The organism is Noviluteimonas gilva, assembly GCF_009740395.1.
GTDB lineage: Bacteria > Pseudomonadota > Gammaproteobacteria > Xanthomonadales > Xanthomonadaceae > Noviluteimonas > Noviluteimonas gilva.
The window spans coordinates 1-23,181 of record NZ_WOXT01000001.1; the positions used below are offsets into that span (position 1 = coordinate 1).

The window sequence follows — 23,181 nt, forward strand, 5'->3', positions numbered from 1 at the left end:
TCGATCGAAAGCCAAACATGCCAAGCTCAGATACGTCGTTTCTGGTGCGAAAGCTCAACGCATTGCGCAAGGCAAATAGTTAGGCGCAAAAATGCTGAGCAGACCTCGAATGTCCGCTTCTGGCCGAAAGCGGACACTCCGGCTGCCGCTGTATCCTCAAGGCCGAATGGACAGTTGGCAGCCCGTAACGACAGCAGAACTCGCGGCCCTCCTCGAGGCCCAACTGGCGGATTGCTCGCTAGAGCAGAAGCAATTGTTCGAGCGCATAAAGGTCGCCCCACGGCTCGCTCCAATTGACCGCAGTGGAAACGTCGAGCATGTCTTCGTAGTGGCCCAGGTCCGCGACCTCGCGCTGTATTACGAGGACGTTGAAGAGGGCTTCAACATTTCCCCGCTGGGACAGGGCGGGGAAATTGCCTCACCTGGCTCTGAGCAATGGGAACTGCGCCACGCGCTCTTGTATTTTGGCGCGACCTGACAATCCACGGTCTTCGAATGAGTGCTTTCGACCAAAAGCAGACATTGGCCACCAGACTGAGCGGCGACCAAATCGGGCTAGCATCTCCGTGACGAGAAGATCTCGGGAAGGGCAATGACTCTGACGCTTGGGCAAATGCACGATGCAACCCTTCTGGCGATTCGTTATGACTGGAGCGCTCGCAATTGCACGTTTGAGTTCGCAGGCGCTCCCAGCGCGCCAGGTCCTTTCTGCATCCGCTTTGTCAGTGTGAGCGAGCTCGTGATTCCGGCCAACGAGACATGGGGGCCGTCGGAATCTGTCCTTGAGGTGGTGGATCACGGGACTGGACGCTACGACTTCGTGATGCAGTCGGGAGACACCATCGCTGTTGTTACGGCGGACAAAGCGTTGAAGCCGACCTTCACTCAGGGGCGGCCACAAGCTAATTTGGAGTCTTGACGACCGGCGGCGGTGCCCATTCGCCGCGCAGAAACGCTTCGCGCGGCGAGTAGAGGCGCATCAGCAACGTAAACGGCGCTTTGGCGACCGGCAGCCAATTTGCCTCTTTTCCGGGGCCGGGTGAATCCGCCTGGATGTAGATGTCGACGGAACCATCGCTGTTGGCCACAAGTTTGTCGCGGTCGCCGATCGCTTGGCGCTTCATCGGATTCGAAATGAAATACCCCTCCGCGTCGTATGCGGTCACCGACCAGAATGCATCGACAGGCGGCAACTTATCCATTTCGAACCGAAGGACGTAGTTCGCATTACCGTCCAGCGAACGGCCTTCGCTATCGGTGGACAGGGCGGGATAGACCGCATCCTCTGGCAGATTCTCGCCGAGGCAGCACTGAGCGATGGCCGCGCGGTACAGGTAGTCGGTGCCGTACGTGCCGCTTCGCGTCGTGTAGACCCAACCCTTCCCACCTCTGCCAGCGGCCTTGTTGCCTTCGGCCAGGATCAGTGCTTTGCCGTCGGCGTAGCCCTGCTCGAATGCGGGCTTGATGGCGGCGGGAAGTTTGGATACGTCGAAGCTCTGACCCACCTTTAACCCGACGCGTTCCAGGCGATGGAGGATTGGGTAATCGATCGGGTTGGGAGGGTTGTCCTTCAACAGTTCCGAAAAGCGGGCGAAGAAGGTCGTTGCATCCATCTTGTCCACGACTGCCGGCGGATCGGCCTTCATGTCGATGCCGAAATCCACGTTGCCCTTTGGCGGGGTGTAATCGCCCTTTCCCCATGCAGAGAGCGGCCGAAGTTCGTAGCCGTTCTGCACCTTGTGGACGCTGTCGTAGTCGGTCACGCCATTGACCTGCGTTCGCCCGATGATCCACACGTATCGCGTTGGGCTGCGGATCAATTCCAGGTCCGTCGGCACGTCGCCGCGCCAATCAGGGCCTGCCACGAGGAAGTGCCTGGCCGCCTGCTTGCCTGTGGTGCGCGTTCCGGGCACGGCGAATACGTCGCTCCACAAACTCAACATCGGCAACATGAAGTAGCGGTCGCTCGCTGGCACCGACAGCACCTGGGGCTCGCCCTTGAGGTCGAGAATGCCGTTGGAGTAGAGCGTGTCGACGTTCGTGCGAACGACGACGCGCGCGTTCGGATCGGCCATTTGCCGAACGTGGTGAAATTGATTTGGCGGCCCGTAAGCGTCGCCTGCCACGGGTTCGGCGAAGTTACTCAACTTCGAGATCGTCGCATGCGTCAGCACAAGCGGGTATGCGTAGATGTACGCATCCTTGGCGATGTCCTGCGCCTCCTGCTCGGTCAGCGACGACACGGCGGCGGGATGGGTCGAAGACTCGCTCGGCGTGCCCGCTGCCGCCGTCTCACTTGGCGATTGGCGTGAACATGCAACGAGGGCCGCGAAGGCGACCAGGAACGGGAGGACATGCAAGCGCATCGCGTTTCCTTTGGAAAACGGCCGACACGGCGATGTTGCTTGCGGGCAAGCCTGCCCCTCAACGGTACTTCTACTGGTCCGGTTGTCCGAAAAACTTCTCACGGGTGAGTTAGACGTCCACTTCGGGTCGTTAGCGGTCACTCTTGGCGGTGAGGCCGCGAATGTCTGCTTACGACCAGAAGGGGACGTTCGACAAGCGCCTTCACGGGTCGTAGTCGTCGGTCACCGGACACGGGCGTCGGTAACTCTGTGGAGGATGCGTCGAACGCGTGACCCGTCGAGTCGCAAACGCATCGCTCCGGGCTGCGGGAGCCAAGTGCCGAATCGAACGGCCCAAGCGTCGGTTTGCGGAACCAAGCGTTCAAGTCGCCTACCCGAGCTTTCGGGGTACGGACCTGACCTGTCGGATGGTCGAATCCGAACTGTTGCTTCGCACACTCGAAGGTCCGAATTGCCAGCGCGATTGTTTGGCTTGCAGACCCAAACCGCCACGTCGCCGACCTGATCGACCGAGTCGAGCAACCCGAAGCATTGCGTCGCCAACCCGAACCTCGCATTCCTGGATTCAATGCCCCGAGTCGTACACCGGCCGGACGCCAGGAGTATCCACAAGAACACACCACACATCCCCTGCCCCAACGACCAATTCCCCTGACGAGGCCACGGGAAAAAACTCCATCCACGCAACCGATGGAGTTTTCCCATGCAACAAGACCTCGTTTCCATGGTGGTGAGCAAGGAACTGCAGGCCCAGCTCCTGCAGCTGATCCAGCAGATCAAGGATCTGCTTCCCGACCTGATCTCGCTGGAATCCGGCCAACGGCGTTCGCACTTGATGATGGGACCGGGAAGCGATCGCTACGTGCGTGTCTCGCTGACGGCAATGGCGCAGAACCCGGACATCCTCCCGCGCAGCATCGACATCAACGCCGCCCTCGCCGACCTGGAGGCGATGGACAACCTGACGGTGGTCCTCAAGGCGATGCAACACCTGACGGGCATGATCGAGGACACCGTCGCGGCGCTGGGCAGCGACGCGATGGTGACGGCCAACCTCGGTTACGGACTGATGCAAACCGTCGGCAAGGCGGCGGGCCTGGAGGAAGTCGTCAAGGAACTCAGCTACCGCCACGCGCGCAAGCGTAGGAAAAAAACGACGCCGGATTCTCCAGGCGAATAAGGGCAAGAGCGGACGAGTGATGGGACGCGTCCGTTGAATCGTGCGTCTGCGTCTGGTTACTCCGCCGGGGGGCGCAGGCGCACGATTCGGTTTGGAGTTTCAAAGCTCCGAGCCGAAGAGAAGCGTCAAACGCATGCCCTCTGCGTCGGGAGGGGGCGAATACAAGACCTCGCAAGAGGGAATCAGTCCACCGGATCTTTGGCCCGGCTTTGAACCTCCCGACACCTTGCGTCGCAATGGCGCAGGGTCAACTTCATTGGAGGAATTGCCATGTCCCACGCCAACGGCGCGCCGCAGCGCGAGCCCGCCATTTATGCCATTCCGGAAGCTGCCCATCGCGAACTCATCGACGTTCGCAACCAACTGCAGCTCATGGCGCAACTCACCACGGCCGCCGCATGCAACAGCGCGCAAGTCGCGCGCCTGCGCCCGGATGCACTTGCGTGGTGCTTCTCGCGCTTGCAATTCGATCTCGACGCAATCATCGCCCGGGTGCGTTCACCGGCCAAGGCAAAAAAAATACCCCGGGCGCATGCGTAAGCAGAGGCGGGTCCGGGGTGTACGGAAGCAAGGCTAATGCAAGGCGCATGAATTTGCTAGCGACGCTCACGCCTCGCCCGCCGTCATCTTCAATCACCGTCGATAGCAATGACGCGCGTGATCGTTGACGATGCCGACCGCTTGCATCCAGGCGTACACGATCGTGGGGCCGACGAACTTGAACCCGCGCTTCTTGAAATCCCTGGCGATGCGCTCGGAGAGTTCTGAACTCACGGGGACGTGCAAGCCGTCCCCGCGCAAGGACTTGCCTTCGGTGAAGGACCAGCACAGATCGCTGAAGTGTTCGCCTCGCTGCGCCATCTCGCAGTAGATCTGCGCGCCGCGGATCGTGGCCTCGATCTTCGCCCTGGCACGGATGATCCCGGGATCGGCCATGAGCCGAAGAATGTCCTTGTCATCGAACCGCGCGACCTTGGCCGGGTCGAAGTGCGCGAACGCCTTGCGAAACGCCTCGCGTTTGCGCAGCACGATGATCCATGACAGGCCCGCCTGGAATCCCTCGAGCATCAGGGTCTCCCAGAGCAGGCGCGAGTCCCGGATCGGCACGCCCCACTCGGTGTCGTGGTAGTCGAGCATGAGCGGGTCGCTTTCGCACCACGCGCAGCGGCGAAGGGGCTTGGTGGAGGTCGTGCCTGCCATCGCAATCCTGATCTCGACTGGGGGCCGAAGGCTGCGTCTAACGTAACTGATGTCCGCTCAGGGTGCCGAGCGCTTGCGAGGCCACAACGAGGCATTCCGTCTGGTGGAACAGCCCCTTTTAGTAAAAGGGGCGCGCGACAGCGGGGGTTATTGGCCTGCAAGGCCGGGCCCCGACATTTGCGCAGCGAATGTTGGGCAGGTCATTCGTGCAGCGAATGACCCCCACCAGCCCGCGCGTTCAGCGCGAGCTGGTGGGCCGTGATGGATTCGAACCATCGACCAGCGGATTAAAAGTCCGATGCTCTACCGACTGAGCTAACGGCCCACATGTTTCAGACGCGGCGCCCTTGGGCGCGCGGTGCGCATTCTAGCTTACGTAGCGTGTCGGGTCGTCTACGCCCGCAGCGGCGAATCCTTCGGCCCGCAGCCGGCAGGCGTCGCAATGCCCGCACGCCCGCCCTTCCGCATCGGCCTGGTAGCAGGACACCGTCTGCGCAAAATCCACGTCCAGGCGCATGCCTTCACGCACGATGTCGGCTTTCGACATGCGCAGCAGCGGTGCATGCACGCGGATGCCGGCGCCTTCGACGCCCGCTTTCGTCGCGACGTTCGCGAGTTTCTCGAACGCTTCGATGAATTCGGGGCGGCAGTCGGGATAGCCGGAGTAATCGACGGCGTTGACGCCGCAGAAGATGTCCGCGGCGCCCAGCACTTCGGCCCAACCCAGCGCCACCGACAGCATGATCGTGTTGCGCGCGGGCACGTAGGTGACGGGGATGCCGGGGCCGCCGGATTCGGGGACGTCGATGTCGGCGTCGGTCAGTGCGCTGCCGCCGATCGAGCGCAGGTCGACGACCACCGTCTTGTGCGCGGCGGCACCGAGGGTGCTCGACACGCGGTCGGCGGCGTCGAGTTCGCTCGTGTGGCGTTGGCCGTAGCGCACGCTCATCGCATATGTTTCGAAGCCCATTTCGTGGGCGATCGCGAGCACGACGGCGGAGTCCATGCCGCCGGAGACGAGGACGACGGCGCGTTTCGATTCACGATTCAACGGCCGGGCTCCTCGCCCCAGAGGGCTTTGTGCAATTGCGTTTGGAAGCGCACGGGCAGGCGCGCTTCGACGATCCAGTCGGCGAGTGCGCGCGGGGTGATCTGCGCGTGGCTCGGAGAGAAGAGGACGTCGCAGCGTTCATGGATGCTGTGTTCGAACAACACCTTGTACGCCCAGTCGAAATCTTCGCGGCTGCAGATCACGAATTTCACCTGGTCGTGCGGCGTGAGCAGCGGGAGGTTGTCCCACAGGTTGCGTTCGACTTCGCCCGAGTCCGGTGTCTTGATGTCGACGATGCGCGAGACGCGCGTGTCGACGTCGCTGATGTCGATCGCGCCGGAGGTTTCCAGCGACACGACGTAACCGGCATCGCAGAGTTTCGACAGCAGGCCGATCACGCGCTTCTGCGAGAGCGGTTCGCCACCGGTGACGCAGACGTGGCGGACGCCGTGCTTGGCGACCTCAAGCAGGATCGCGTCAATGTCCCACCACTCGCCGCCAAAGAACGCGTACGTGGTGTCGCAGTAGCGGCAGCGCAGCGGGCAGCCGGTGAGGCGGACGAACACGGTCGGCCAGCCTGCATCGCGGGCTTCGCCCTGCAGGGACAGGAAGATTTCGGTGAGCTTGAGGCGCTCCGCCTGGGCGGCGGGGGCCGCATCGGTGGCGGGGTGGACGGCGGACATGGGGCGATTTTACAGGGCGCGCCCTGATTGCGCGGCGACCGGGAAGTGGGAGCCAGGGGGCAACGCCCCCTGGCGACCCCATGGGCTCAGCGCGGGCTTAGCGGACCTTGCCCAGCTGGATCGCGCGGAGGCGGTCGTCGGCCGTGCGGGCGGCGTCGGTGCCGGGGTACTGCTGGGTGACGCGGGCCAGGGTGGCTTCCGCGGCCTCCATCTGCTTCAGGCCCAGCTGCGACAGGCCGACCTTGAGCAGCGCGCCGGCGGCCTTGTCGTGCGTCGGGTACTGGGTGAGCAGGCTCTGGAACTGTTCCTGCGCCAGCTCGTAATTCTGCGTGACGTAGTAGCTCTCGCCCAGCCAGTACAGCGCGTTGGGCGCGTACGTGCCGGCGGGATAGTCGCGCAGGAATTGCTGGAAGCGCTGCGCCGACTGCACGTAGTCGCCGGCCTTCAGCACGTCGAACGCCGCGTTGTAGGCGGTGCGCTCGTCGGCCGATTGCGCGACGCGGCCGGCGTCGCCCTTCACGGTCGGCGGGCGTTCGGTGGCCACCGTCGCGCCGCGCGTCGCGGTGGATGCGCTGGCCGGGCCCGCGGGCACAGTCGTCGCACCACCACCGGTTTCGATTCGCGCCAGGCGCGCATCGAGATCGCCCCAGCGCGCGTCGTAGTCGGCCTTCATCTGTGCATTGAGCTGTTGCGCTTCTTCCAGTTGCGACCGCAGCGCCGTCACTTCCGAGCGCAGTTGCTGCACCTGGTTGAGCAGATCGACGTTGCCGGTGTTGTTCGCGGCCTGCTGTTCGAGCGCGCCCACGCGATCGGCCAGGCTGGGCGCGCGTTGCGCGAACGCGGGCGCGGCGGCCACGAGGGCCGCCGCGAGTGCGAGAAAGGCGAACGGGCGCCGCATCGCTTACTTCGCCGTGTAGACGATCTCGACGCGACGATTCTTGGCCCAGCAATCTTCGGTCGATTCGTTGCAGACGGGGCGTTCTTCGCCGTAGCTCACCACGGTGATCTGGCTACCCGAACCACCGTTGGCCTGCAGCGCGGAAGACACGGCGTTGCCGCGGCGTTCGCCGAGGCCGAGGTTGTATTCGCGGCTGCCACGCTCGTCGGCGTTGCCTTCCAGCGTCATGCGCGAGGACGGACGATCGCGCAGGTACTTGGCGTGGCAGGCCATGGCCGCCTGGAATTCCGGACGCAGCGAATCCTGGTCGAAGTCGAAGTACACGACGCGCTGGCGCAGGCATGCGTCGGTGTCGAGGTCTTCGGGGGTGAAGGCGCCTGCAGCGGCGGGGGTTTCGGTCACGGGCGCCGTGGTGCTCGGCGCTGCCGGCTGCACGGGTTCTTCCTTGACCTTCTTGGAGCAGGCCACGACCGCCGTGCAGAGCATGGCGGCCATCATGATTCGACCAAACTTGTGCGTCGTTGCGTTCATCGTCGTTCCTCGTCTTCTCGCAGTGTGGGGCGGCCGCGTCGGGGGACGCGGCCGGGGGTCCGAAATACTACGCCCGTTCAGCGTTTCTGCCGGTACGGGCCCCAGGCCGGTTCCTGGACGCTCGCGCCCTCGACCGGCAGCTTCGCGCGGGCGCGGCCATCGGCGGACACGGTGTACAAAACGCTGCGGCCGCCTTCTTTCGCGGCGTACAGCAGCATCGATGCGTTGGGCGCGAAGCTCGGCGATTCGTCGAGGTTCCCCGGCGACAGCGGCGTCCACCGATTGCCCATCGTGCGATCCATCAGCGCGATGCGGTAGGTGTTGCCGTTGCCCTGCGCGGTGGCGATCTTCTTGCCGTCGGCCGACACCGTGGCGCGTGCGTTGTAGCTGCCCGCGAAGGTCAGGCGCGTCGCGCCGCCACCCGCCGCGGAGGCCTGGTAGATCTGCGGCTTGCCACCGCGATCGGACGTGAAATAGAGCGTGCCGCCGTCGGCGCTCCACGTCGGCTCGGTGTCGATGCCGAAGTGGTTGGTGATCTGATTCAGTTGCTTGCTGCCCAGGGTCATGACGTAGACCTCGGGGTTGCCGCTCTTCGAGAGCGTCATCGCGAGCTTCGTGCCATCGGGCGAGAAGCTCGGCGCGCCGTTGATTCCGCGGAAGCTCGCGACCAGTTCGCGTCCGCTGCTCGTCAGGTTCTGGATGTAGATCGAGGAATTTCCGCGATCGAAACTGACGTAGGCCAGGCGCTTGCCATCCGGGCTCCACGACGGCGAGAGGATCGGCTGCGGCGAACTGACGACGGCCTGCGCGTTGTGGCCGTCGCTGTCGGCGACCATCAACTGGAAGTGGCGATTGTTGCCGGTGCCGCTGGCGGTGACGTAAGCGATGCGCGTCCAGAACGCGCCGCGCGTGCCGAGGATCTTTTCGTACACCGAGTCGGCGACCTGGTGCGCGAGGTCGCGCGCGGCGGTGCCGGGGGCGATCTTCGCTTCGCCGAGGATGCGCTGCTGCTTCGACACGTCGAACAGCTCGTACTCCACGCGCAGGTTGCCGCCTTCGGGCATCACGCGGCCGGCGAGCAGGAACTCCTGCTTCAGCAGGCGCCACGTGGCGTAGTTCACTTCGCTCGAACGCGTCGGGCGCTCGACGAGGTCACGGTCGGGCAGCACGCGGAAGGCGCCGGAGCGCGCGAGGTCGGCGGCGACGATGCCCCCGATTTCGTTCTCGCCCGTGGAACCGGCGAAGGGCACCACCGCGATCGGCAGCGCCGAGGCCGTACCGCCCACGACTTCGGCATCCACCTGCGCCAATGCGGCCAGGGGGAACAAGAGCAGGACTGTGGCGGCGAGCCGGCGCAGCGTTCGGGTCATGGGGGAATCCTGAATGGAGCGGATGTAGTTAACAGCTTGGCCGTGAATTGTGGAACAAAGATGAACGACGACGGACCCGCGGGTCGAGCGCCGTCATTCCGCGCGGAAGCCCAATCGCAACTCGGGCTGGAACACGCGTTCGAATCCGGCGTACGGGAGCGGCTGGGCCTTGAGGACCGCGGCTTCGACCGAGCGTCGCGTGAGTTCGTCGTACGGGCAGCCGGGAAGCACTTCGACCGACGCCACGCGCCCGCCCCGCTCCATCTGGATGCGGATCGGGCATTGGCCGGCGGGCACGTCGTCCGGGCGGCTCCAGTTCTGGCGGATCGAATCGACGATCGCCTGCAGCCAGCGCGAACGCAGCGAATCGGCATCGCCGCCGGAGCCCGGTTGCGGCGAGGCTTCGGACATCGAATCGGTTTGCGCGTTCGCATCGACGGCGCTGCGCGCGTCGGCGATCTGCTTCAACTTCTGTTCGCGCAGCGAGAGTTCTTTCTTGTTCGCGTCGCGCTGGCGGCGAATGTCTTCGAGCTGCTTTTGCCGCATCTGTTCCATCGCGCTCAAACGCTTCTGGCGTTCGGCCTGCTGCTGTTTTTCCTGCGCCGTCGTGTCGATCTGTTCCTGGCGCTGCTTGGCTTCCTGCACTTTCTCCGCCGGCGGCTTGGGCGACGGCGCTTGCGTCACTTCTTCCTGCTCGATGGGATCGGGCTCGGCGATGACTTCCTGCGCGACCGGCTGCGGCGGCGTCGGCGAATCCTCGGGACGCGGCTCGGGTTCGGGTTGTTCGATCGGCGCGGCTTCCTGCGGCGCGGGCATCGCCTGTTCCGGGCGCTTGGCGAGCGCGCGGCGCATCGACGCCGACAACGCATTGGGATCGATCAACGTCGCTTCGATCACCGGGCCGCGCTGGATTTCGTCGGCCTGGCTCCACGTCCAGAACAAGCCGAAGTACATGAGCGCGAACAGCAAGACATGCAGCAGGACCGCCGCAATCAGGGACTGCACCGTGTCGGCGCGCGTCTCCTTCACTTCTTGACGTTCCCCGTGGGCTGGCTCATCAAGCCTGCGCGCGGCACGTTGGCGCGCGTCTGCAGCGCGGTGAGCACGTCGTAGACCTTCTGGTACGCGACGTCGTTGTCGGCGGCCACGTACACCGGCACGTCCTTGTTGTTGCGCACGAACGCGCCGACCTTGAGCACGAGGTTGTCGAGCGTGGTCGCTTCGTTTTCCTCGCCTTCCAGCTTCAGCCAGAGCTCGCCCTTGCTGTTCATGCTGATCACGACCGGTTCCTGCTTCTGCTCGACCGGGCGCGCGTTGGACTGCGGAAGTTCGATGTCGACGCCGAGGTTCAACAACGGCGCGGTCACCATGAAGATGATCAGCAGCACGAGCATCACGTCGATGTACGGCACGACGTTGATTTCGGCTTTCAGCTTGCGCTTGCGATGGCGGCGCGAGGACATGGCGGTCATTGCCCGCTCCTTATTCGTCGGCGTGCGCCTGGCGCTGGAGGATCGACGAGAACTCTTCGCCGAACGCCTCGTAACGCGTGGCGATGCGTTCGACCTTCGTGGCGAAGCGGTTGTAGGCCCACACCGCCGGGATCGCGGCGAACAGGCCCATCGCGGTGGCGATCAGCGCTTCGGAAATGCCCGGCGCGACGGTCGCGATGGTCGCTTCCTTCACGTTGGCCAGGCCCTGGAACGAAATCATGATGCCCCACACCGTGCCGAACAGACCGACGTAGGGGCTGATCGAACCGACGCTGGCGAGGAATTCGAGGTTGTGTTCCAGGCCGTCGACTTCGCGCGAGGTGGTCGCGCGCATCGCGCGCTGCGCGCCTTCCAGCTGCATGCGGCTGTCGACGCCGCGACGCTGGCGGATGCGATTGAACTCGCGGAACCCGGCTTCGAAGATCGCTTCCAGGCCTTCGGCGACGCGGCCGCGTTCGGTGGCGCCCGAATACAACTTGGAAAGCTCGGCGCCCGACCAGAAGCGCTCTTCGAATTTCTCCGCGTCCTTTTCCGCGCGATCGAGCACGCGCTTCTTGCGGAAGATGATCAGCCACGAGGCGACCGACGCGAACAGCAGCAACAACATCACCAACTGCACCGGGATGCTGGCGTGGAGGATGAGGTCGAGGATGTTGAAGTGGCCGGCTTGCGCCGCGGCGTTGGCTGCCTGCCCCGCCTGGTCGGCGATCTCGACGGTCTGCGCGGGCGCCTGTTCGGGCAAGGCCTGGGTTGCGGCTTCCTGCAGCACCAGGACGGTCGAGATCAGGAGCTGCGTCATGCGGGGGTCTCCACGTGCAAGGTCAATGCATCGAACAACGGTTGGGGGATGGCAACGGGTTTGAAGCGCAATGCCGACAACGCAGCGACACGGACCTGCGCATCGAGCAACAGTTCCCCGTCGCGGCGAATTTCCTGCGCGAGCACCAGGCTCGCGCGACGGCATTCGCGCAACACGACGGACACCTGCAGCGCATCGTCCAGGCGCGCCGGCAGGCGGAAGTCGATCTGCATCGCCCGCACCGCGAACACCAGGTCGTGTTCGTTGCGCAGGCTGTCCTGGCCGTGCCCCTGCGCGCGCATCCATTCGGTGCGCGCGCGTTCGAGGAACGCCAGGTATTGCGCGTGGTAGACCACGCCACCGGCGTCGGTATCCTCCCAATACACCCGTGTCGGCCAACTGAACACGGGCTCACCCATCGCTTGCATCCTCGCCGTCGATGGGTACGGGCGCGGCGAACAGGTCGTGCGCGCCGGGCTTCGGGCGCAGGCCGAGGTGGCGGTAGGCCTTCGACGTGGCCATGCGTCCGCGCGCGGTGCGCATCAGGTAACCCTGCTGGATGAGGTAGGGCTCGATGACGTCTTCGAGCGTGCCCCGTTCCTCGCTCAGCGCGGCGGCGAGCGATTCCACGCCGACGGGGCCGCCGTCGAAGGATTCGACGATGGTGCGCAACAAGCGGCGGTCGAGTTCGTCGAAACCCTGCGGGTCGACTTTGAGCATCTGCATCGCGAGGTCGGCGACGTCGCGATCGATGTTGCCGGCGGCGCGCACCTGCGCAAAGTCGCGCACGCGACGCAACAGGCGGTTGGCGATGCGCGGCGTGCCGCGCGAACGATTGGCGATTTCCGCCGCACCTTCTGGCGTGCATGCGATGCCGAGGATCGTCGCCGAGCGGCGCACGATGCGCGTGAGTTCCTCGGGCGTGTAGAACTCCAGCCGCTGCACGATGCCGAAGCGGTCGCGCAGGGGCGCGGTGAGCAGGCCCGCGCGCGTGGTCGCGCCGATCAGGGTGAAGGGGGGCAGGTCGAGCTTGATCGAACGGGCCGCGGGGCCTTCGCCGATCATGATGTCGATCTGGAAATCCTCCATCGCCGGATACAGCACTTCCTCGACGATGGGCGAGAGGCGATGGATCTCGTCGACGAACAGCACGTCGTGCGGCTGCAGGTTGGTCAGCAGCGCCGCGAGGTCGCCGGCCTTTTCGATCACCGGGCCGGAGGTCTGGCGCAGGCCGACGCCCAGTTCGTTGGCGATCACGTGCGAGAGCGTGGTCTTGCCCAGGCCCGGCGGGCCGAAGATCAGGACGTGGTCGAGGGCTTCCCCTCGCGCTTTCGCCGCCTCGATGTAGATCTGCATCTGCTCCCGGACCGGCGCCTGGCCGAGGTATTCGGAGAGCTTTTTCGGGCGGATCGAGGCTTCGATGGCCTCGTCTTCGCGCGTGGAGGCGGAGGTGATGACGCGGGTGTCGTTCATGCCCCCATGTTGGCGCCCTTTGCGCGCGGGCGCAAAGGCGCCGGGTCAGGCGGCGTGTGTGGCTTCCAGCTCGGTCGCCGCGCGCGCGATCCGCTCGAGCAGCCGGTGCGTGTCGAAGGCGCGTTCGAGCGTGGCCAGCGGCGTGAATTGGTCCCGCGCCGCGCGCAGGAGCGCGCTCGCCTGGGCGGTCAGCGTGTCCGCGTGTTCGCGCAGGTCTTCCAGCAGCAGCACGCCCTGCCCCGCCACGTGGACCGCGCACTCGGCGCGCGGCGCGATGCGGCTGGCGGACAGATCGACATCCATCCCGTTCGGGAACCGCAAGCGGCAGCGGATCGCTTCCCAGCGCTGGTAATGGCGGCGCGCATCGAGGACGTCGACCTGCACCGGGCTGGCCTTCGCGAGCGCGCACACCCAATCCAGGTCGTGCAGCAGCACTTCGTGCAGCACGTCGCCCTCGCGCGGAATGTCGAGCGCGTGCGAGCTGTGGCGGCGAATCGCGAGCGTCGCCGGCGGCGGCGCGGCCAGCAGCCCCGCGATCACGGGGTTGAAGCGCTCGCCGAAGGCCACTCGCATGCAGGTGCCGTCGATGTCGGACGCGGCGATCATCGATGCGGCATCGTCGGCGCTTGCACCGCCGGGTGTTTCAAGCAGGCAATGCACGCCGCGACGCGCGAGCGCGCAGGCGATCTGCGCATGGTGCGACGGCGGCGCCGCGACGATCGCGTGGCGGATCGACGGCGCCAGCATGTCGATCGACGCATGCCACGTCGCACCGAGCGCGGTGATCGCGTCGGCGCGCGCGGCGTCGGGATCGACGATCGCGGCAAGGTGGAATTCCGGGCTCGCCTGCAGCGCCTGCGCATGCAAGCGCCCCATGTGGCCGAAGCCGATGACGGCGATCGGGTGCATTTCGATGGCCGGGCTCATGCGAACTTCGCCCAGAAGCGGCGGTACGCGGTCACGGCGCGCCAGGCGCGCGTGTCGCGCAAGTCTGCTTGCGCCCGCTTCGCGGATTCGAGTTCGTGTTCGAGCACCAACAAGCGTGCACGCGCGTCGGCGAGGTCGAGCGCGAGTTGGCCCTGCGCGCGCAGCGCATCGGCGTACGCATCCGCAGTGCGGGCCTGCATGCCCGTCGCGGCGAGTTGCGCCTGCTTGGCTTCTTCGCGCGCGGCGAAGGCGGCGTCGCGTTCGATGCCCGCGTCGAGTGCGCGTTGCATCGCACGCGCCAGGCGCGCTTCCATCTGGTCGTGCGCCTTGAGCGCGACCGCACGTTCGGTGACGGCGGCTTCGCGCGCCTGCAGCGCGGCGTCGATGCGCTTTTCCGCGGCGGCGGCGGCCGTTTTGCCGGCTTCGATATGCGCGTCGCGCGCGTCTTCTGCCTGGCGCTGCGCGGCGCGCGCTTGTTCGACGGATTTCACCGTCGGTGACACGACATCGCGCAGGTAGCGCGCGGCGGCCTGCGTGCAATCCTGCGGATCGGGGAAGCGGCCGGCGTCGATGGCTTCGCGGAACTGCACGAGCGTGGCGTCGACCAGCACGTCGATGTTCGCCTCGGTGCGGACGCGTTCGCAGACGCGCCCCGCATCGTCGACGTCGTAGGCGGCGATCGCGGCGAGCACGCCCGCTTCGGTCACCGGTGCGGCCTGCATCGAGCGCATGCCGAAGTCGAGCGCGCGCAGGCGATCAAAGTTCGCGGTCGTGACCAAGCCGGCCAGCCCCGCGCGGTCGGCGACGATGGTCGCGCAGCCGGTCGCCATCGCTTCCAGCGCGCGGCGCGATTGCGCGAAGACGATGTCGTAATCGCGCAACAGGTGCGCGGGGACGTCGTTGGTCGCGAGGTCCACCGCGACGCCCGCCTGCCGGCACGCGCGCACGATGGTGGCGGCGCAGGTGTCCTGCAGACCGTGCGTGTTGCAAAGCAATGCGCGACGCGGCGTGGCAGGCAACGGCGCGCGGGGTTCGAAGCGCGCGATGTCCACGCCGTTGTGCAGCGTGCGAATGCGCGCCGCGTCCACGCCCGCGGTCGTCCCCAGCCGTTGCGCGCAGGATTCATCCAGCGCGATCCAGCGCGCGACCGTCGGGAAAACCGGCGGTGTCTGCTCCCACGGCGAGAACGCGTGACACGCCGCGACCACCGGCGTGCCGGCGAAATGCAGCGCCGCCGTCATCGTCTCGAGGTGATGCTGCCCGTGGATGACGTCGGGCACGAAATTCAGTGCGGCCAGGTCGTCGACGACCGGCACCGTGGCGTCACGCAAAGCCTGCGCGACATCCGGCGGCACCGCGCCATACACGACCGCATGGTGCCCCTTGCGCAACAGCGCGCGGGCGAAATCGATGAGGCAGGGACCGGTCCCTGCGCGCGAAGCCGCGGTGTCGTCCGTGATCAAGATGCGCAATGCGCGCGGCGATTGTTTCCCCATGCGGCCAGCATGGCATCGAGGGCGCAGAGCGGGCAATCGGCGCGCGCGATTTTGTGATCGCGCGCGCCTGCTGGTTCAGATTTCGCGCCGAACCTTAGCTGGGGTTCGCGACCTTGAGGAAGGTAAACAAGCCTTGCCCGGTCTCCATCAGCTCATCGATGCCCAATCCGCAGTACAACTGGTCGGTGGGGTCATTCGTCCAGCGATGCAGCGTCGGGCGCACGTCCTGTCCGTCGCTGGCGAAGATCAGGCAGCGATCGTCGGTGGCGGATCGGATCGAGGCAAAGCGCTGGTAGTCGCCGACCAGCACGGTGGAGTCGATGAACCACCGGCCGTTGGTCGTGAGCTCCGCCTGCGCGCAAGGGGCGACGCCCGTCGTACCGTCCGCATTGGCGATCAGGCACGCGTTCTGGTCATCGCGCGGGAAGATCACGTATTGCTCCTGGTACAGCGGTCCCGTCACGTATCTGATTCCGAATTCCGCCTGCCCGTTCTGCAGCATTTGGCTCAGCGTGGGAAAGCCGCACCAGCGCGCCGGGCCGCCCAGCGGCCAGAGATAACGCTCGAAATTGCCCTGACCGTTGTTGATCAGGCATTCGCCCGCCGGCGGCGCGATACCGGAGGATTCGACGCCGATGCGCCAGATGCCTTCGAACAGGATCGGTTTGTCCTGCGCCTGCGCGGACATGGCGATGGTCGCCGACAGCAACCCCAGCGCCAGGGCGTGTTTGAGTTTCGACGAAACGGAATGACCGACATCCGACATGCTGCGAACTCCTCGTGATGAATTAGGCATCGAGGATGTGCGCACACGATTGTCGAAAACATCGGACACACGCGCCGCATGCGACGCGAAACTGCCCGATCACACGCTTCAGATCTCGACTTGCGCGCCGAGTTCGACCAGGCGATTGCCGGGAATGCGGAAGAAGCCCGTCGCCGGCGCCGCGTTGCGATGCAGGAAGGCGAACAGGCGATCGCGCCAAACGGGCATGCCGCGGTGGCGGCCGGCGACGATGGTTTCGCGACTGGCGAAATACGTGGTGTCCATCGGATCGAACGGGATGCCGATGCTCTCTCCCATGTCGCACGAGCGCATCAGCGCCAGCGGCACGTCGGGCACTTCCATGAAGCCGAAGCGCACCGTGATGCGATAGAAGTCGTCGCCGATCGGTTCGATCTTCAGGCGGCGATCCTTCGGCGCGTGCGGCACGTTGAGCGTTTCCACCGTGAGGAACACGTTGCGCTCGTGCAGCACCTTGTTGTGCTTGAGGTTGTGCAGCAGCGCGTGCGGCACCATGCCCTTCTGCGCGATCAGGAAGATCGCCGTGCCCGGCACGCGCGTGGGCGGCGCGAGCATCAGGCCGGGCAGGAAGGAATCGAGCTGGATGCCGTCCTTCCGGATTTCTTCGTACAGCAACTGCCGGCCGCGACGCCACGTGCGCAGGATCGTGAACACCACGATCGCCAGCACCACCGGGAACCACGCGCCGTCGAGGAACTTCACGCCGTTGGCGACGAGGAAGGCCACGTCGATCACCGTGAACAAGACGCACAGGGGCAGCACCCAGGTGCGCGCCTTCGGCCACATCGCGCGGGCGACGATGAACAGCAGCAGCGTATCGATCAGCATCGTGCCCGATACGGACACGCCGTAGGCCGACGCCAGGCCCGTCGAGCTGCGGAACATCAGCACCACCGCGATCACCGCGAGTGCCAGCACCCAGTTGATCCACGGGATGTAGATCTGGCCGATCGTGTCCTTCGAGGTGTGCTGGATGCGCATGCGCGGGATGTAACCCAGCTGCATCGCCTGGCGCGCCACCGAATACGCACCGGTGATCACCGCCTGCGACGCGATCACCGCCGCCATGGTGGCCAGCACGACCATCGGGATCCGCACCATCGCGGGCACGGAGAGATAGAACGGGTTGGTCGCCACGTTCGGATCCAGCAGCAGCAGCGAGCCCTGCCCCATGTAGTTGAGCATCAGCGCCGGCAGCACGAACCAGTACCACGCGTGCCGGATCGGGCGCGCGCCGAAGTGGCCCATGTCCGCGTACAGCGCCTCACCGCCGGTCACCGCGAGCACGACCGCGCCGAGGATGAAGATCGCGGTGCCGCCGTGCGTGGCGAAGAAGTTCATCGCCCACCACGGGTTGATCGCGTGGAAGACCTCGGGGTTGTGGCGGATGTTGATCACGCCGATCACCGCGAGCGAGAGGAACCACACGACCATCACCGGCCCGAACACCTTGCCCACGCGCGCGGTGCCGAAGCGCTGCGTGCCGAACAGGAACACGATGATGCCGAGCGTGATCGGCACGACCCACGAATCCAGTTGCGGCGCGACGACTTCCAGGCCTTCGACCGCCGACAGCGTGGTGATCGCCGGCGTGATCACGCCGTCGCCGAAGAACAGCGAAGCACCGAAGATGCCGAGGATGCCGACCGCGTACGCCGACCGCGAATCCTTCGGCAACGTGCGCTGGGCCAGCGCCATCAGCGCCATGATGCCGCCCTCGCCTTCGTTGTCGGCGCGCATGATGATCGTGACGTACTTGAGCGTCACCACGATCATCAGCGCCCAGAACACGAGCGAGAGGATGCCGAGCACGGTGTCGTGGTTGGCGACCAGGCCGTAATGCGGCGAGAACGCTTCCTTCAGCGTGTACAGCGGGCTGGTGCCGATGTCGCCGAACACGACGCCGACCGCACCGACGGCCAGGCCGGCGAGGCCGGCCTTCCCGTGATGGGCGTGCGCGTGGTTTGCGGGAGCTTGGCGGGTATCGGCCATGGACCGGGGGTGCCTCAGCGGAGCGCGGACTTTAGCGCTTTGCGGATGATGGTCGCGGCGTCGTCGCCCGATGCAGCCGCATCGCGCACCATCCGCACCGCTTCGGCGGGCTTGTAACCAAGTTGTTGCAGGGCCGAGGTGGCTTCGGACTGCGGATCGGCGGGCACGCCCGGCGAACCGAGCGGGCCACCGCCACCGCCGAGATCGGCCGCGCGGTCGCGCAGTTCGACCACCATGCGTTCGGCCGTCTTCTTGCCGATGCCGGGGATGCGCGTCAGCGCGGTCACATCACTGGTCTGCACCATGCGCGCGAAATCCTCGACGCTCACGCCCGACAACACCGCGAGCGCGATCTTCGCGCCGATGCCCGAGACCTTCTGCACGTCGCGGAACAGGCGGCGTTCGTTTTCGCGCAGGAAGCCGTACAGCGACACGCTGTCTTCCTTCTGCGCGTAATGCGTGAACAAAGCGACTTCGCGGCCGAGCTCGGGCAGGTCGTAGAACGTGCTCATCGGCGCTTCGAGCTCGTAGCCCACGCCGTTGACGTCCACGACCAGCCACGGCGGCTGCTTGTGCACGAGGATTCCCTTGAGGCGTCCGATCACGTGGCTCGTTCCTGAATGTTGATCAGCGGCGACGGCGCAACAGCGCCACGCTCGCGCCGGCGCGCAAGGCGGTGGCGCTCATGTGCGCATGCGTGAGTGCGACGGCCAGTGCGTCGGCCGCGTCGGGTTGCAGTTTGGTGTCGGGCAGTTTGAGCAGCAGGCGCACCATGTGTTGCACCTGCGCCTTTTCCGCCGCACCGCGGCCGACCAGCGATTGCTTGATCAGGCGCGGCGCATATTCATGCACGGCCAGGTGCCGGCGCACGACGGTCGCGAGCGCCGCGCCGCGCGCGTGGCCCAGCTTCAGCGCGGAGGACGCGTTCTTGTCCATGAAGACGGTTTCGATCGCGACTTCGTCGGGCCGGAAGCCATCGATCACCGTTTCCAGGCCTTCGCACAGGCGGCCCAGGCGCGCGGGGAAATCGGCCGCGTCGAGCAATACCAACGCTTCGCAATGCACAAATGTGCAACGCCCCGCGTCGTCGACGTCGATCACGCCCACGCCGGTACGCTGGGAACCGGGGTCGATGCCGAGGATGCGGGTCACGTTTTGAGTCTACGCCGGTGCTTACGCGTTGAGGTCGGCGTTGGAGTAGACGTTCTGCACGTCGTCCAGGTCTTCGAGCCAGTGCAGGAGTTTGCCCACCTGCTCGGCGGTCTCGCCGGAGACGGCGATGTCGTTGTCGGCGCGCATGGTCACCTCGGCCAGGTCGGCCTTCAGACCCGCGCCTTCCATCGCGGCCTTGACGCTTTCGAAGGCGTCCGGCGCGGTGAGGACGTCGATGGCGCCGTCTTCCGGATACACGACGATGTCGTCGGCTCCGGCGTCGATCGCCATTTCGGTGATGCGTTCTTCATCCGCGCCGGGCGCGAACGAGAGGACACCGAGCTTCTTGAACATGAACGCGACCGAGCCATCGGTCCCGAGGTTGCCGCCGAACTTGCCGAACGCATGGCGCACGTCGGCCACGGTGCGGACCTTGTTGTCGGTGAGGCAATCGACGATCACCGCGACGCCGCCGGGCGCGTAGCCCTCGTAGCGGATCTCTTCGTAGGTGATGCCTTCCAGTTCGCCGGTCGCCTTCTTGATCGCGCGCTCGATGACGTCCTTGGACATGTTCACCTGCAGGCCGCGATCGATCGCCGCGCGCAGGCGCGGATTGCCGGCCGGATCGCCGCCGCCGGCGCGGGCGGCCACGCCGATTTCGCGGATCACCTTGGTGAAGATCTTGCCGCGCTGCGCGTCGACCGCGTTCTTGCGGGCTTCGATGGAAGGGCCACGACCCATGCTGGAAACCTGGAGCTGCGTTGCGAAGGCGCGGATTCTACAGGGGGAAACGCTTACGCACCCTGCCCGTCGAAGCGACCGGTGCCGAGGAACGCGATCGCGCGGTCGGCGGCTTCCTGGGAAAACAGCAGCCCGCTGTGGCTGGCGGGGATGACCACGTGGTCGGCCACGCCCGGCAGACGGGTTTCATCGACCGCGACCGTGCCGTCGTGCGTGTCCGCGAAGCCGGCGAAAAAGGCGCCCAGCCCATGCGGCACGTTGCCGGCGACCACGCCGACCTGCGTGGCGCCGGTCCAATCGGGGAAGCCTTCGCGCAGCAAGGCCGCGCTCTGGCCCAGCAGCAGCCCCGCCATCGGCAAGCGCAGCAAGCCCGACGCCGCGCCGCTGCCCTTGAGCGGCGAGCCCATGCAGACCAGCCGGCCGACCTTGAGGTGCGGCGCCTGGCGCAGGGCCTGCATTGCGATCAGGCCGCCCAGGCTGTGGGCCACCAGATCGACTTCACGCGTGCCGATTGTGTCGACCAGCGCCTGCACGGCGCGATCGGGCCCGTCGGCCACGCTCATGTAAGAGAAGACTTCGGTGTCGTAACCGGCTTCCTGCAAACGCTTGGCCAGCGAATGCATGGCCATGCCCGGCATCCACAGGCCGTGCAGCAGGACGACGGTGCGTTTCACGCGGCGGGCGCGCGGCGCAGGATGAATTCCGGATCGCGCACGCTGCCGACGAGGAATTCGTAATTGCCGACCTTCTCGAACCCCAGGCGCTCGTAGAATCGCTGCGCACCGAAGTTCTTCGAGTACACGCCGATCCACAACGTCGTCGGGCCGTCTTTTTCCAGCCAATCGAACGCGGTCTGGATCAGGCGCGAACCCAGGCCGCCGTTCTGCGCTTCGGGCAACAGATAGATGCGCTTGAGTTCGCCGTCTTCCGCGCGCACTTCATCATGCGGCAGCGTGCACGGGCGGCCGGCGAGCGCGTAGCCCACCGCTTCGCCGTCGCGTTCGGCAATCCACATCGCGCACTTGGGATCGGACAGGTACTTCGTGTGCTGCTCGACGGAGTAGCTGTCGTGCAGGAATTGCGCGAGATCCGCCGGCGGATACAGATGCCCGAACGCGCGCACGAACGCGCGCTCGGCGACATCCGACAACACCGCGGCATCGTCCGATGTCGCGCGACGGATCACGTCGTGACTCATTTGACCGGCTTCTCGCGAACCTGCACGTGCACTTCGGCGAGCTGCGCATCCGGCACCGGCGACGGCGCGCCGGTCATCAGGCATTGCGCGGTCGTGGTCTTCGGGAACGCGATGACGTCGCGGATCGATTCGGTGCCCGCCATCAGCGCGGCGATGCGGTCGATGCCGAACGCGATGCCACCATGCGGCGGCGCGCCGTACTTCAGTGCGTCGAGCAGGAAGCCGAACTTGCCTTCCGCTTCTTCCGCGCCGATGCCGAGCAATTCGAACACCGCGCTCTGCATCTTCGAGTTGTGGATGCGGATGGAACCGCCGCCGATCTCGTTGCCGTTGAGCACCATGTCGTAACCGCGCGAGACGGCGGTCTTCGCGTTCGCGCGCAGGTCTTCGATCGAATCCACGGCCGGCGCGGTAAAGGGGTGATGCAGCGCGACGAAACGATTCTCTTCGTCGTCCCATTCGAACATCGGGAAGTCGGTGATCCACAGCGGCGTCCAGGCATCGCTGACGAGGCCGAGGTCCTTGCCGAGCTTCAACCGCAGCGCGCCCATGAAGTCGGACGCGGACTTGTAGGTGGCGGCGCCGAAGAAGATCGCGTCACCGGTTTGCGCGCCGGTGGCCTTGAGGATCGCATCGAGCGTGGCGTCGTCGAGGAACTTCGCGATCGGCGAGTTGATGCCTTCGCGGCCCTTGCCCAGATCGTCGATCTTCATCCACGCCAGGCCCTTCGCGCCGTACTTCGCGGCGTGCGCGGCGTAGTCGTCGATCTGCTTGCGCGAGAACACCGCGCCACCCGGCGTGCGCAACGCGACGACGCGGCCGTCGGCGTGGTTCGCCCAATCGGTGAAGACCTTGAATTCGCAGTTTTTGACCAACTCGGCGATGTCGGTGAATTCCATCGCGTTGCGCAGGTCCGGCTTGTCCGAACCGTAGCGGCGCATCGCTTCTTCATACGTCATGCGCGGGAACGGATTGGCCAGCTCGACGTTCATCACTTCGCGGAACACGACGCGGATCATTTCCTCGACCGTGTCCTGCACGTCGCGCTCGGACACCCACGCGAACTCCATGTCCAGCTGCGTGAATTCCAGCTGGCGATCGGCGCGCAGCGCTTCGTCGCGGAAGCAGCGCGCGATCTGGTAGTAGCGGTCGAAGCCCGCCATCATCAGGATCTGCTTGAACAACTGCGGCGACTGCGGCAGCGCGTAGAACTCGCCCGGATGCATGCGCGCAGGCACGAGGAAGTCGCGCGCGCCTTCGGGCGTGGCCTTGGTGAGGATCGGCGTTTCGATGTCCTGGAAGCCGCGCGCATCGAGCCAGCGGCGCAGCGACTGCACCAGCTGGATGCGCGTGCGCATCATCCGCTGCATTTCCGGCGTCCGAAGATCGAGATAGCGGTACTTCAGGCGGATGTCTTCGCCCGGGTTCTCGTGCGCGTGGAACGGCAGCGGCTCGGCCTTGTTGAGCAGCTCGATCTGCGTCGCGACCACTTCGACCTGGCCGGTCTTGATCTTCGGATTGACGCTCTGGCGGCGGCGCACGGTGCCCGTGATGCGCAGGCAATCCTCATAACCGACCTGGGCGGCGGCGGCGACGACCGCCGCGTTGCCGGCGGTATCCGACGGTTCGGCGACGATCTGGACGATGCCTTCGTGGTCGCGCAGGTCGATGAAGCACAGGCCGCCGAGGTCGCGGGCGACATCGGCCCAGCCGCACAGGGTGACGGTCTGGCCGATCAGCGCCTCGTCGACGAGGCCGCAGAAGTGGGTACGCATGGGGGTTCCGTTCGAGTTGCCACCGGCGCGGGCGCCGGAAAGGGCGTCATT

At 65.8% G+C, this 23,181-nt stretch carries 26 protein-coding genes and 1 tRNA gene; 4 read left to right on the forward strand and 23 right to left on the reverse strand.

What is annotated here, in order from left to right; all coding sequences use genetic code 11:
• Positions 1 to 166: 166 nt before the first annotated feature.
• Both GN331_RS00005 and GN331_RS00010 read left to right on the forward strand, forming a co-directional pair.
• Positions 167 to 478, forward strand: a complete 312-nt coding sequence (locus tag GN331_RS00005; protein WP_156639367.1) for a hypothetical protein — start codon at positions 167 to 169, stop codon at positions 476 to 478.
• 114 nt (positions 479 to 592) lie between these two features.
• Positions 593 to 919, forward strand: a complete 327-nt coding sequence (locus GN331_RS00010; RefSeq protein ID WP_156639368.1) for a hypothetical protein — start codon at positions 593 to 595, stop codon at positions 917 to 919.
• Here GN331_RS00010 and GN331_RS00015 read toward each other — a convergent pair.
• Positions 903 to 2,366, reverse strand: coding sequence for a DUF1254 domain-containing protein (locus tag GN331_RS00015; protein ID WP_156639369.1), 1,464 nt, complete (start codon positions 2,364 to 2,366; stop codon positions 903 to 905). The two genes, GN331_RS00010 and GN331_RS00015, sit on opposite strands and share 17 nt — an antisense overlap.
• A gap of 703 nt (positions 2,367 to 3,069) precedes the next feature.
• On the opposite strand from GN331_RS00015, the gene GN331_RS00020 reads away from it, so the two are divergent.
• Both GN331_RS00020 and GN331_RS00025 read left to right on the forward strand, forming a co-directional pair.
• Positions 3,070 to 3,546: a hypothetical protein gene (locus GN331_RS00020; RefSeq protein ID WP_156639370.1), complete on the forward strand. Its 477-nt coding sequence runs from the start codon at positions 3,070 to 3,072 to the stop codon at positions 3,544 to 3,546.
• Between the two features lie 270 nt (positions 3,547 to 3,816).
• Complete coding sequence (locus GN331_RS00025; protein WP_156639371.1) at positions 3,817 to 4,086, forward strand: XAC0095 family protein; 270 nt, start codon at positions 3,817 to 3,819, stop codon at positions 4,084 to 4,086.
• 93 nt (positions 4,087 to 4,179) lie between these two features.
• Here GN331_RS00025 and GN331_RS00030 read toward each other — a convergent pair whose 3' ends face one another.
• From GN331_RS00030 to aspS, 22 genes are all read right to left on the reverse strand, one after another.
• Positions 4,180 to 4,746 carry a DNA-3-methyladenine glycosylase I gene (locus tag GN331_RS00030; protein ID WP_156639372.1) on the reverse strand — a complete coding sequence of 189 codons (567 nt, stop codon included), beginning with the start codon at positions 4,744 to 4,746 and terminating at the stop codon, positions 4,180 to 4,182.
• Between the two features lie 249 nt (positions 4,747 to 4,995).
• Positions 4,996 to 5,071, reverse strand: a tRNA-Lys gene (locus GN331_RS00035).
• Between the two features lie 42 nt (positions 5,072 to 5,113).
• Positions 5,114 to 5,797, reverse strand: coding sequence for a 7-cyano-7-deazaguanine synthase QueC (gene queC / locus GN331_RS00040; protein ID WP_269448183.1), 684 nt, complete (start codon positions 5,795 to 5,797; stop codon positions 5,114 to 5,116).
• Positions 5,794 to 6,480: a 7-carboxy-7-deazaguanine synthase QueE gene (queE, locus tag GN331_RS00045; RefSeq protein ID WP_156639373.1), complete on the reverse strand. Its 687-nt coding sequence runs from the start codon at positions 6,478 to 6,480 to the stop codon at positions 5,794 to 5,796. Before queE ends, queC begins: the two co-directional genes overlap by 4 nt.
• 97 nt (positions 6,481 to 6,577) lie before the next feature.
• Entirely contained in the window at positions 6,578 to 7,378 is an 801-nt protein-coding gene (gene ybgF / locus GN331_RS00050; RefSeq protein WP_156639374.1) for a tol-pal system protein YbgF, read from the reverse strand.
• 3 nt (positions 7,379 to 7,381) lie between these two features.
• Positions 7,382 to 7,909 carry a peptidoglycan-associated lipoprotein Pal gene (gene pal / locus GN331_RS00055; RefSeq protein WP_156639375.1) on the reverse strand — a complete coding sequence of 176 codons (528 nt, stop codon included), beginning with the start codon at positions 7,907 to 7,909 and terminating at the stop codon, positions 7,382 to 7,384.
• Between the two features lie 77 nt (positions 7,910 to 7,986).
• Positions 7,987 to 9,279 carry a Tol-Pal system beta propeller repeat protein TolB gene (gene tolB / locus GN331_RS00060; RefSeq protein WP_156639376.1) on the reverse strand — a complete coding sequence of 431 codons (1,293 nt, stop codon included), beginning with the start codon at positions 9,277 to 9,279 and terminating at the stop codon, positions 7,987 to 7,989.
• A gap of 93 nt (positions 9,280 to 9,372) precedes the next feature.
• Positions 9,373 to 10,308, reverse strand: coding sequence for a cell envelope integrity TolA family protein (locus tag GN331_RS00065; RefSeq protein ID WP_156639377.1), 936 nt, complete (start codon positions 10,306 to 10,308; stop codon positions 9,373 to 9,375).
• Positions 10,305 to 10,751, reverse strand: a complete 447-nt coding sequence (locus tag GN331_RS00070; protein ID WP_197426941.1) for an ExbD/TolR family protein — start codon at positions 10,749 to 10,751, stop codon at positions 10,305 to 10,307. Before GN331_RS00070 ends, GN331_RS00065 begins: the two co-directional genes overlap by 4 nt.
• Positions 10,752 to 10,761: 10 nt before the next feature.
• The gene (gene tolQ, locus GN331_RS00075) at positions 10,762 to 11,571 is read right to left on the reverse strand and encodes a protein TolQ (RefSeq protein ID WP_156639378.1); all 810 of its coding nucleotides are present in this window, start codon (positions 11,569 to 11,571) and stop codon (positions 10,762 to 10,764) included.
• Positions 11,568 to 11,999, reverse strand: a complete 432-nt coding sequence (gene ybgC / locus GN331_RS00080) for a tol-pal system-associated acyl-CoA thioesterase (protein ID WP_156639379.1) — start codon at positions 11,997 to 11,999, stop codon at positions 11,568 to 11,570. Before ybgC ends, tolQ begins: the two co-directional genes overlap by 4 nt.
• A complete protein-coding gene (gene ruvB, locus GN331_RS00085; protein ID WP_156639380.1) occupies positions 11,983 to 13,044 on the reverse strand; it encodes a Holliday junction branch migration DNA helicase RuvB in 1,062 nt (353 codons plus the stop codon). The genes ybgC and ruvB overlap by 17 nt, the downstream gene beginning before the upstream one ends.
• A 45-nt stretch (positions 13,045 to 13,089) precedes the next feature.
• Complete coding sequence (locus tag GN331_RS00090) at positions 13,090 to 13,971, reverse strand: Gfo/Idh/MocA family protein (RefSeq protein WP_156639381.1); 882 nt, start codon at positions 13,969 to 13,971, stop codon at positions 13,090 to 13,092.
• Entirely contained in the window at positions 13,968 to 15,467 is a 1,500-nt protein-coding gene (locus GN331_RS00095; RefSeq protein WP_156639382.1) for a glycosyltransferase, read from the reverse strand. Before GN331_RS00095 ends, GN331_RS00090 begins: the two co-directional genes overlap by 4 nt.
• 94 nt (positions 15,468 to 15,561) lie before the next feature.
• Positions 15,562 to 16,302: a hypothetical protein gene (locus GN331_RS00100; RefSeq protein WP_156639383.1), complete on the reverse strand. Its 741-nt coding sequence runs from the start codon at positions 16,300 to 16,302 to the stop codon at positions 15,562 to 15,564.
• A gap of 39 nt (positions 16,303 to 16,341) precedes the next feature.
• Positions 16,342 to 18,282: a potassium transporter Kup gene (locus tag GN331_RS00105; protein WP_425489267.1), complete on the reverse strand. Its 1,941-nt coding sequence runs from the start codon at positions 18,280 to 18,282 to the stop codon at positions 16,342 to 16,344.
• Entirely contained in the window at positions 18,279 to 18,869 is a 591-nt protein-coding gene (gene ruvA, locus GN331_RS00110; RefSeq protein WP_331713301.1) for a Holliday junction branch migration protein RuvA, read from the reverse strand. The genes GN331_RS00105 and ruvA overlap by 4 nt, the downstream gene beginning before the upstream one ends.
• Positions 18,870 to 18,891: 22 nt before the next feature.
• A complete protein-coding gene (ruvC, locus tag GN331_RS00115; RefSeq protein WP_331713302.1) occupies positions 18,892 to 19,416 on the reverse strand; it encodes a crossover junction endodeoxyribonuclease RuvC in 525 nt (174 codons plus the stop codon).
• Between the two features lie 21 nt (positions 19,417 to 19,437).
• Positions 19,438 to 20,157, reverse strand: coding sequence for a YebC/PmpR family DNA-binding transcriptional regulator (locus GN331_RS00120; protein ID WP_156639385.1), 720 nt, complete (start codon positions 20,155 to 20,157; stop codon positions 19,438 to 19,440).
• 53 nt (positions 20,158 to 20,210) lie between these two features.
• On the reverse strand, positions 20,211 to 20,831 hold the full coding sequence (locus tag GN331_RS00125; protein WP_331713303.1) for an alpha/beta fold hydrolase: 621 nt from the start codon (positions 20,829 to 20,831) through the stop codon (positions 20,211 to 20,213).
• Entirely contained in the window at positions 20,828 to 21,355 is a 528-nt protein-coding gene (locus tag GN331_RS00130; RefSeq protein ID WP_156639386.1) for a GNAT family N-acetyltransferase, read from the reverse strand. Before GN331_RS00130 ends, GN331_RS00125 begins: the two co-directional genes overlap by 4 nt.
• Positions 21,352 to 23,130: an aspartate--tRNA ligase gene (aspS, locus tag GN331_RS00135; protein ID WP_156639387.1), complete on the reverse strand. Its 1,779-nt coding sequence runs from the start codon at positions 23,128 to 23,130 to the stop codon at positions 21,352 to 21,354. Before aspS ends, GN331_RS00130 begins: the two co-directional genes overlap by 4 nt.
• Positions 23,131 to 23,181 lie beyond the last annotated feature (51 nt).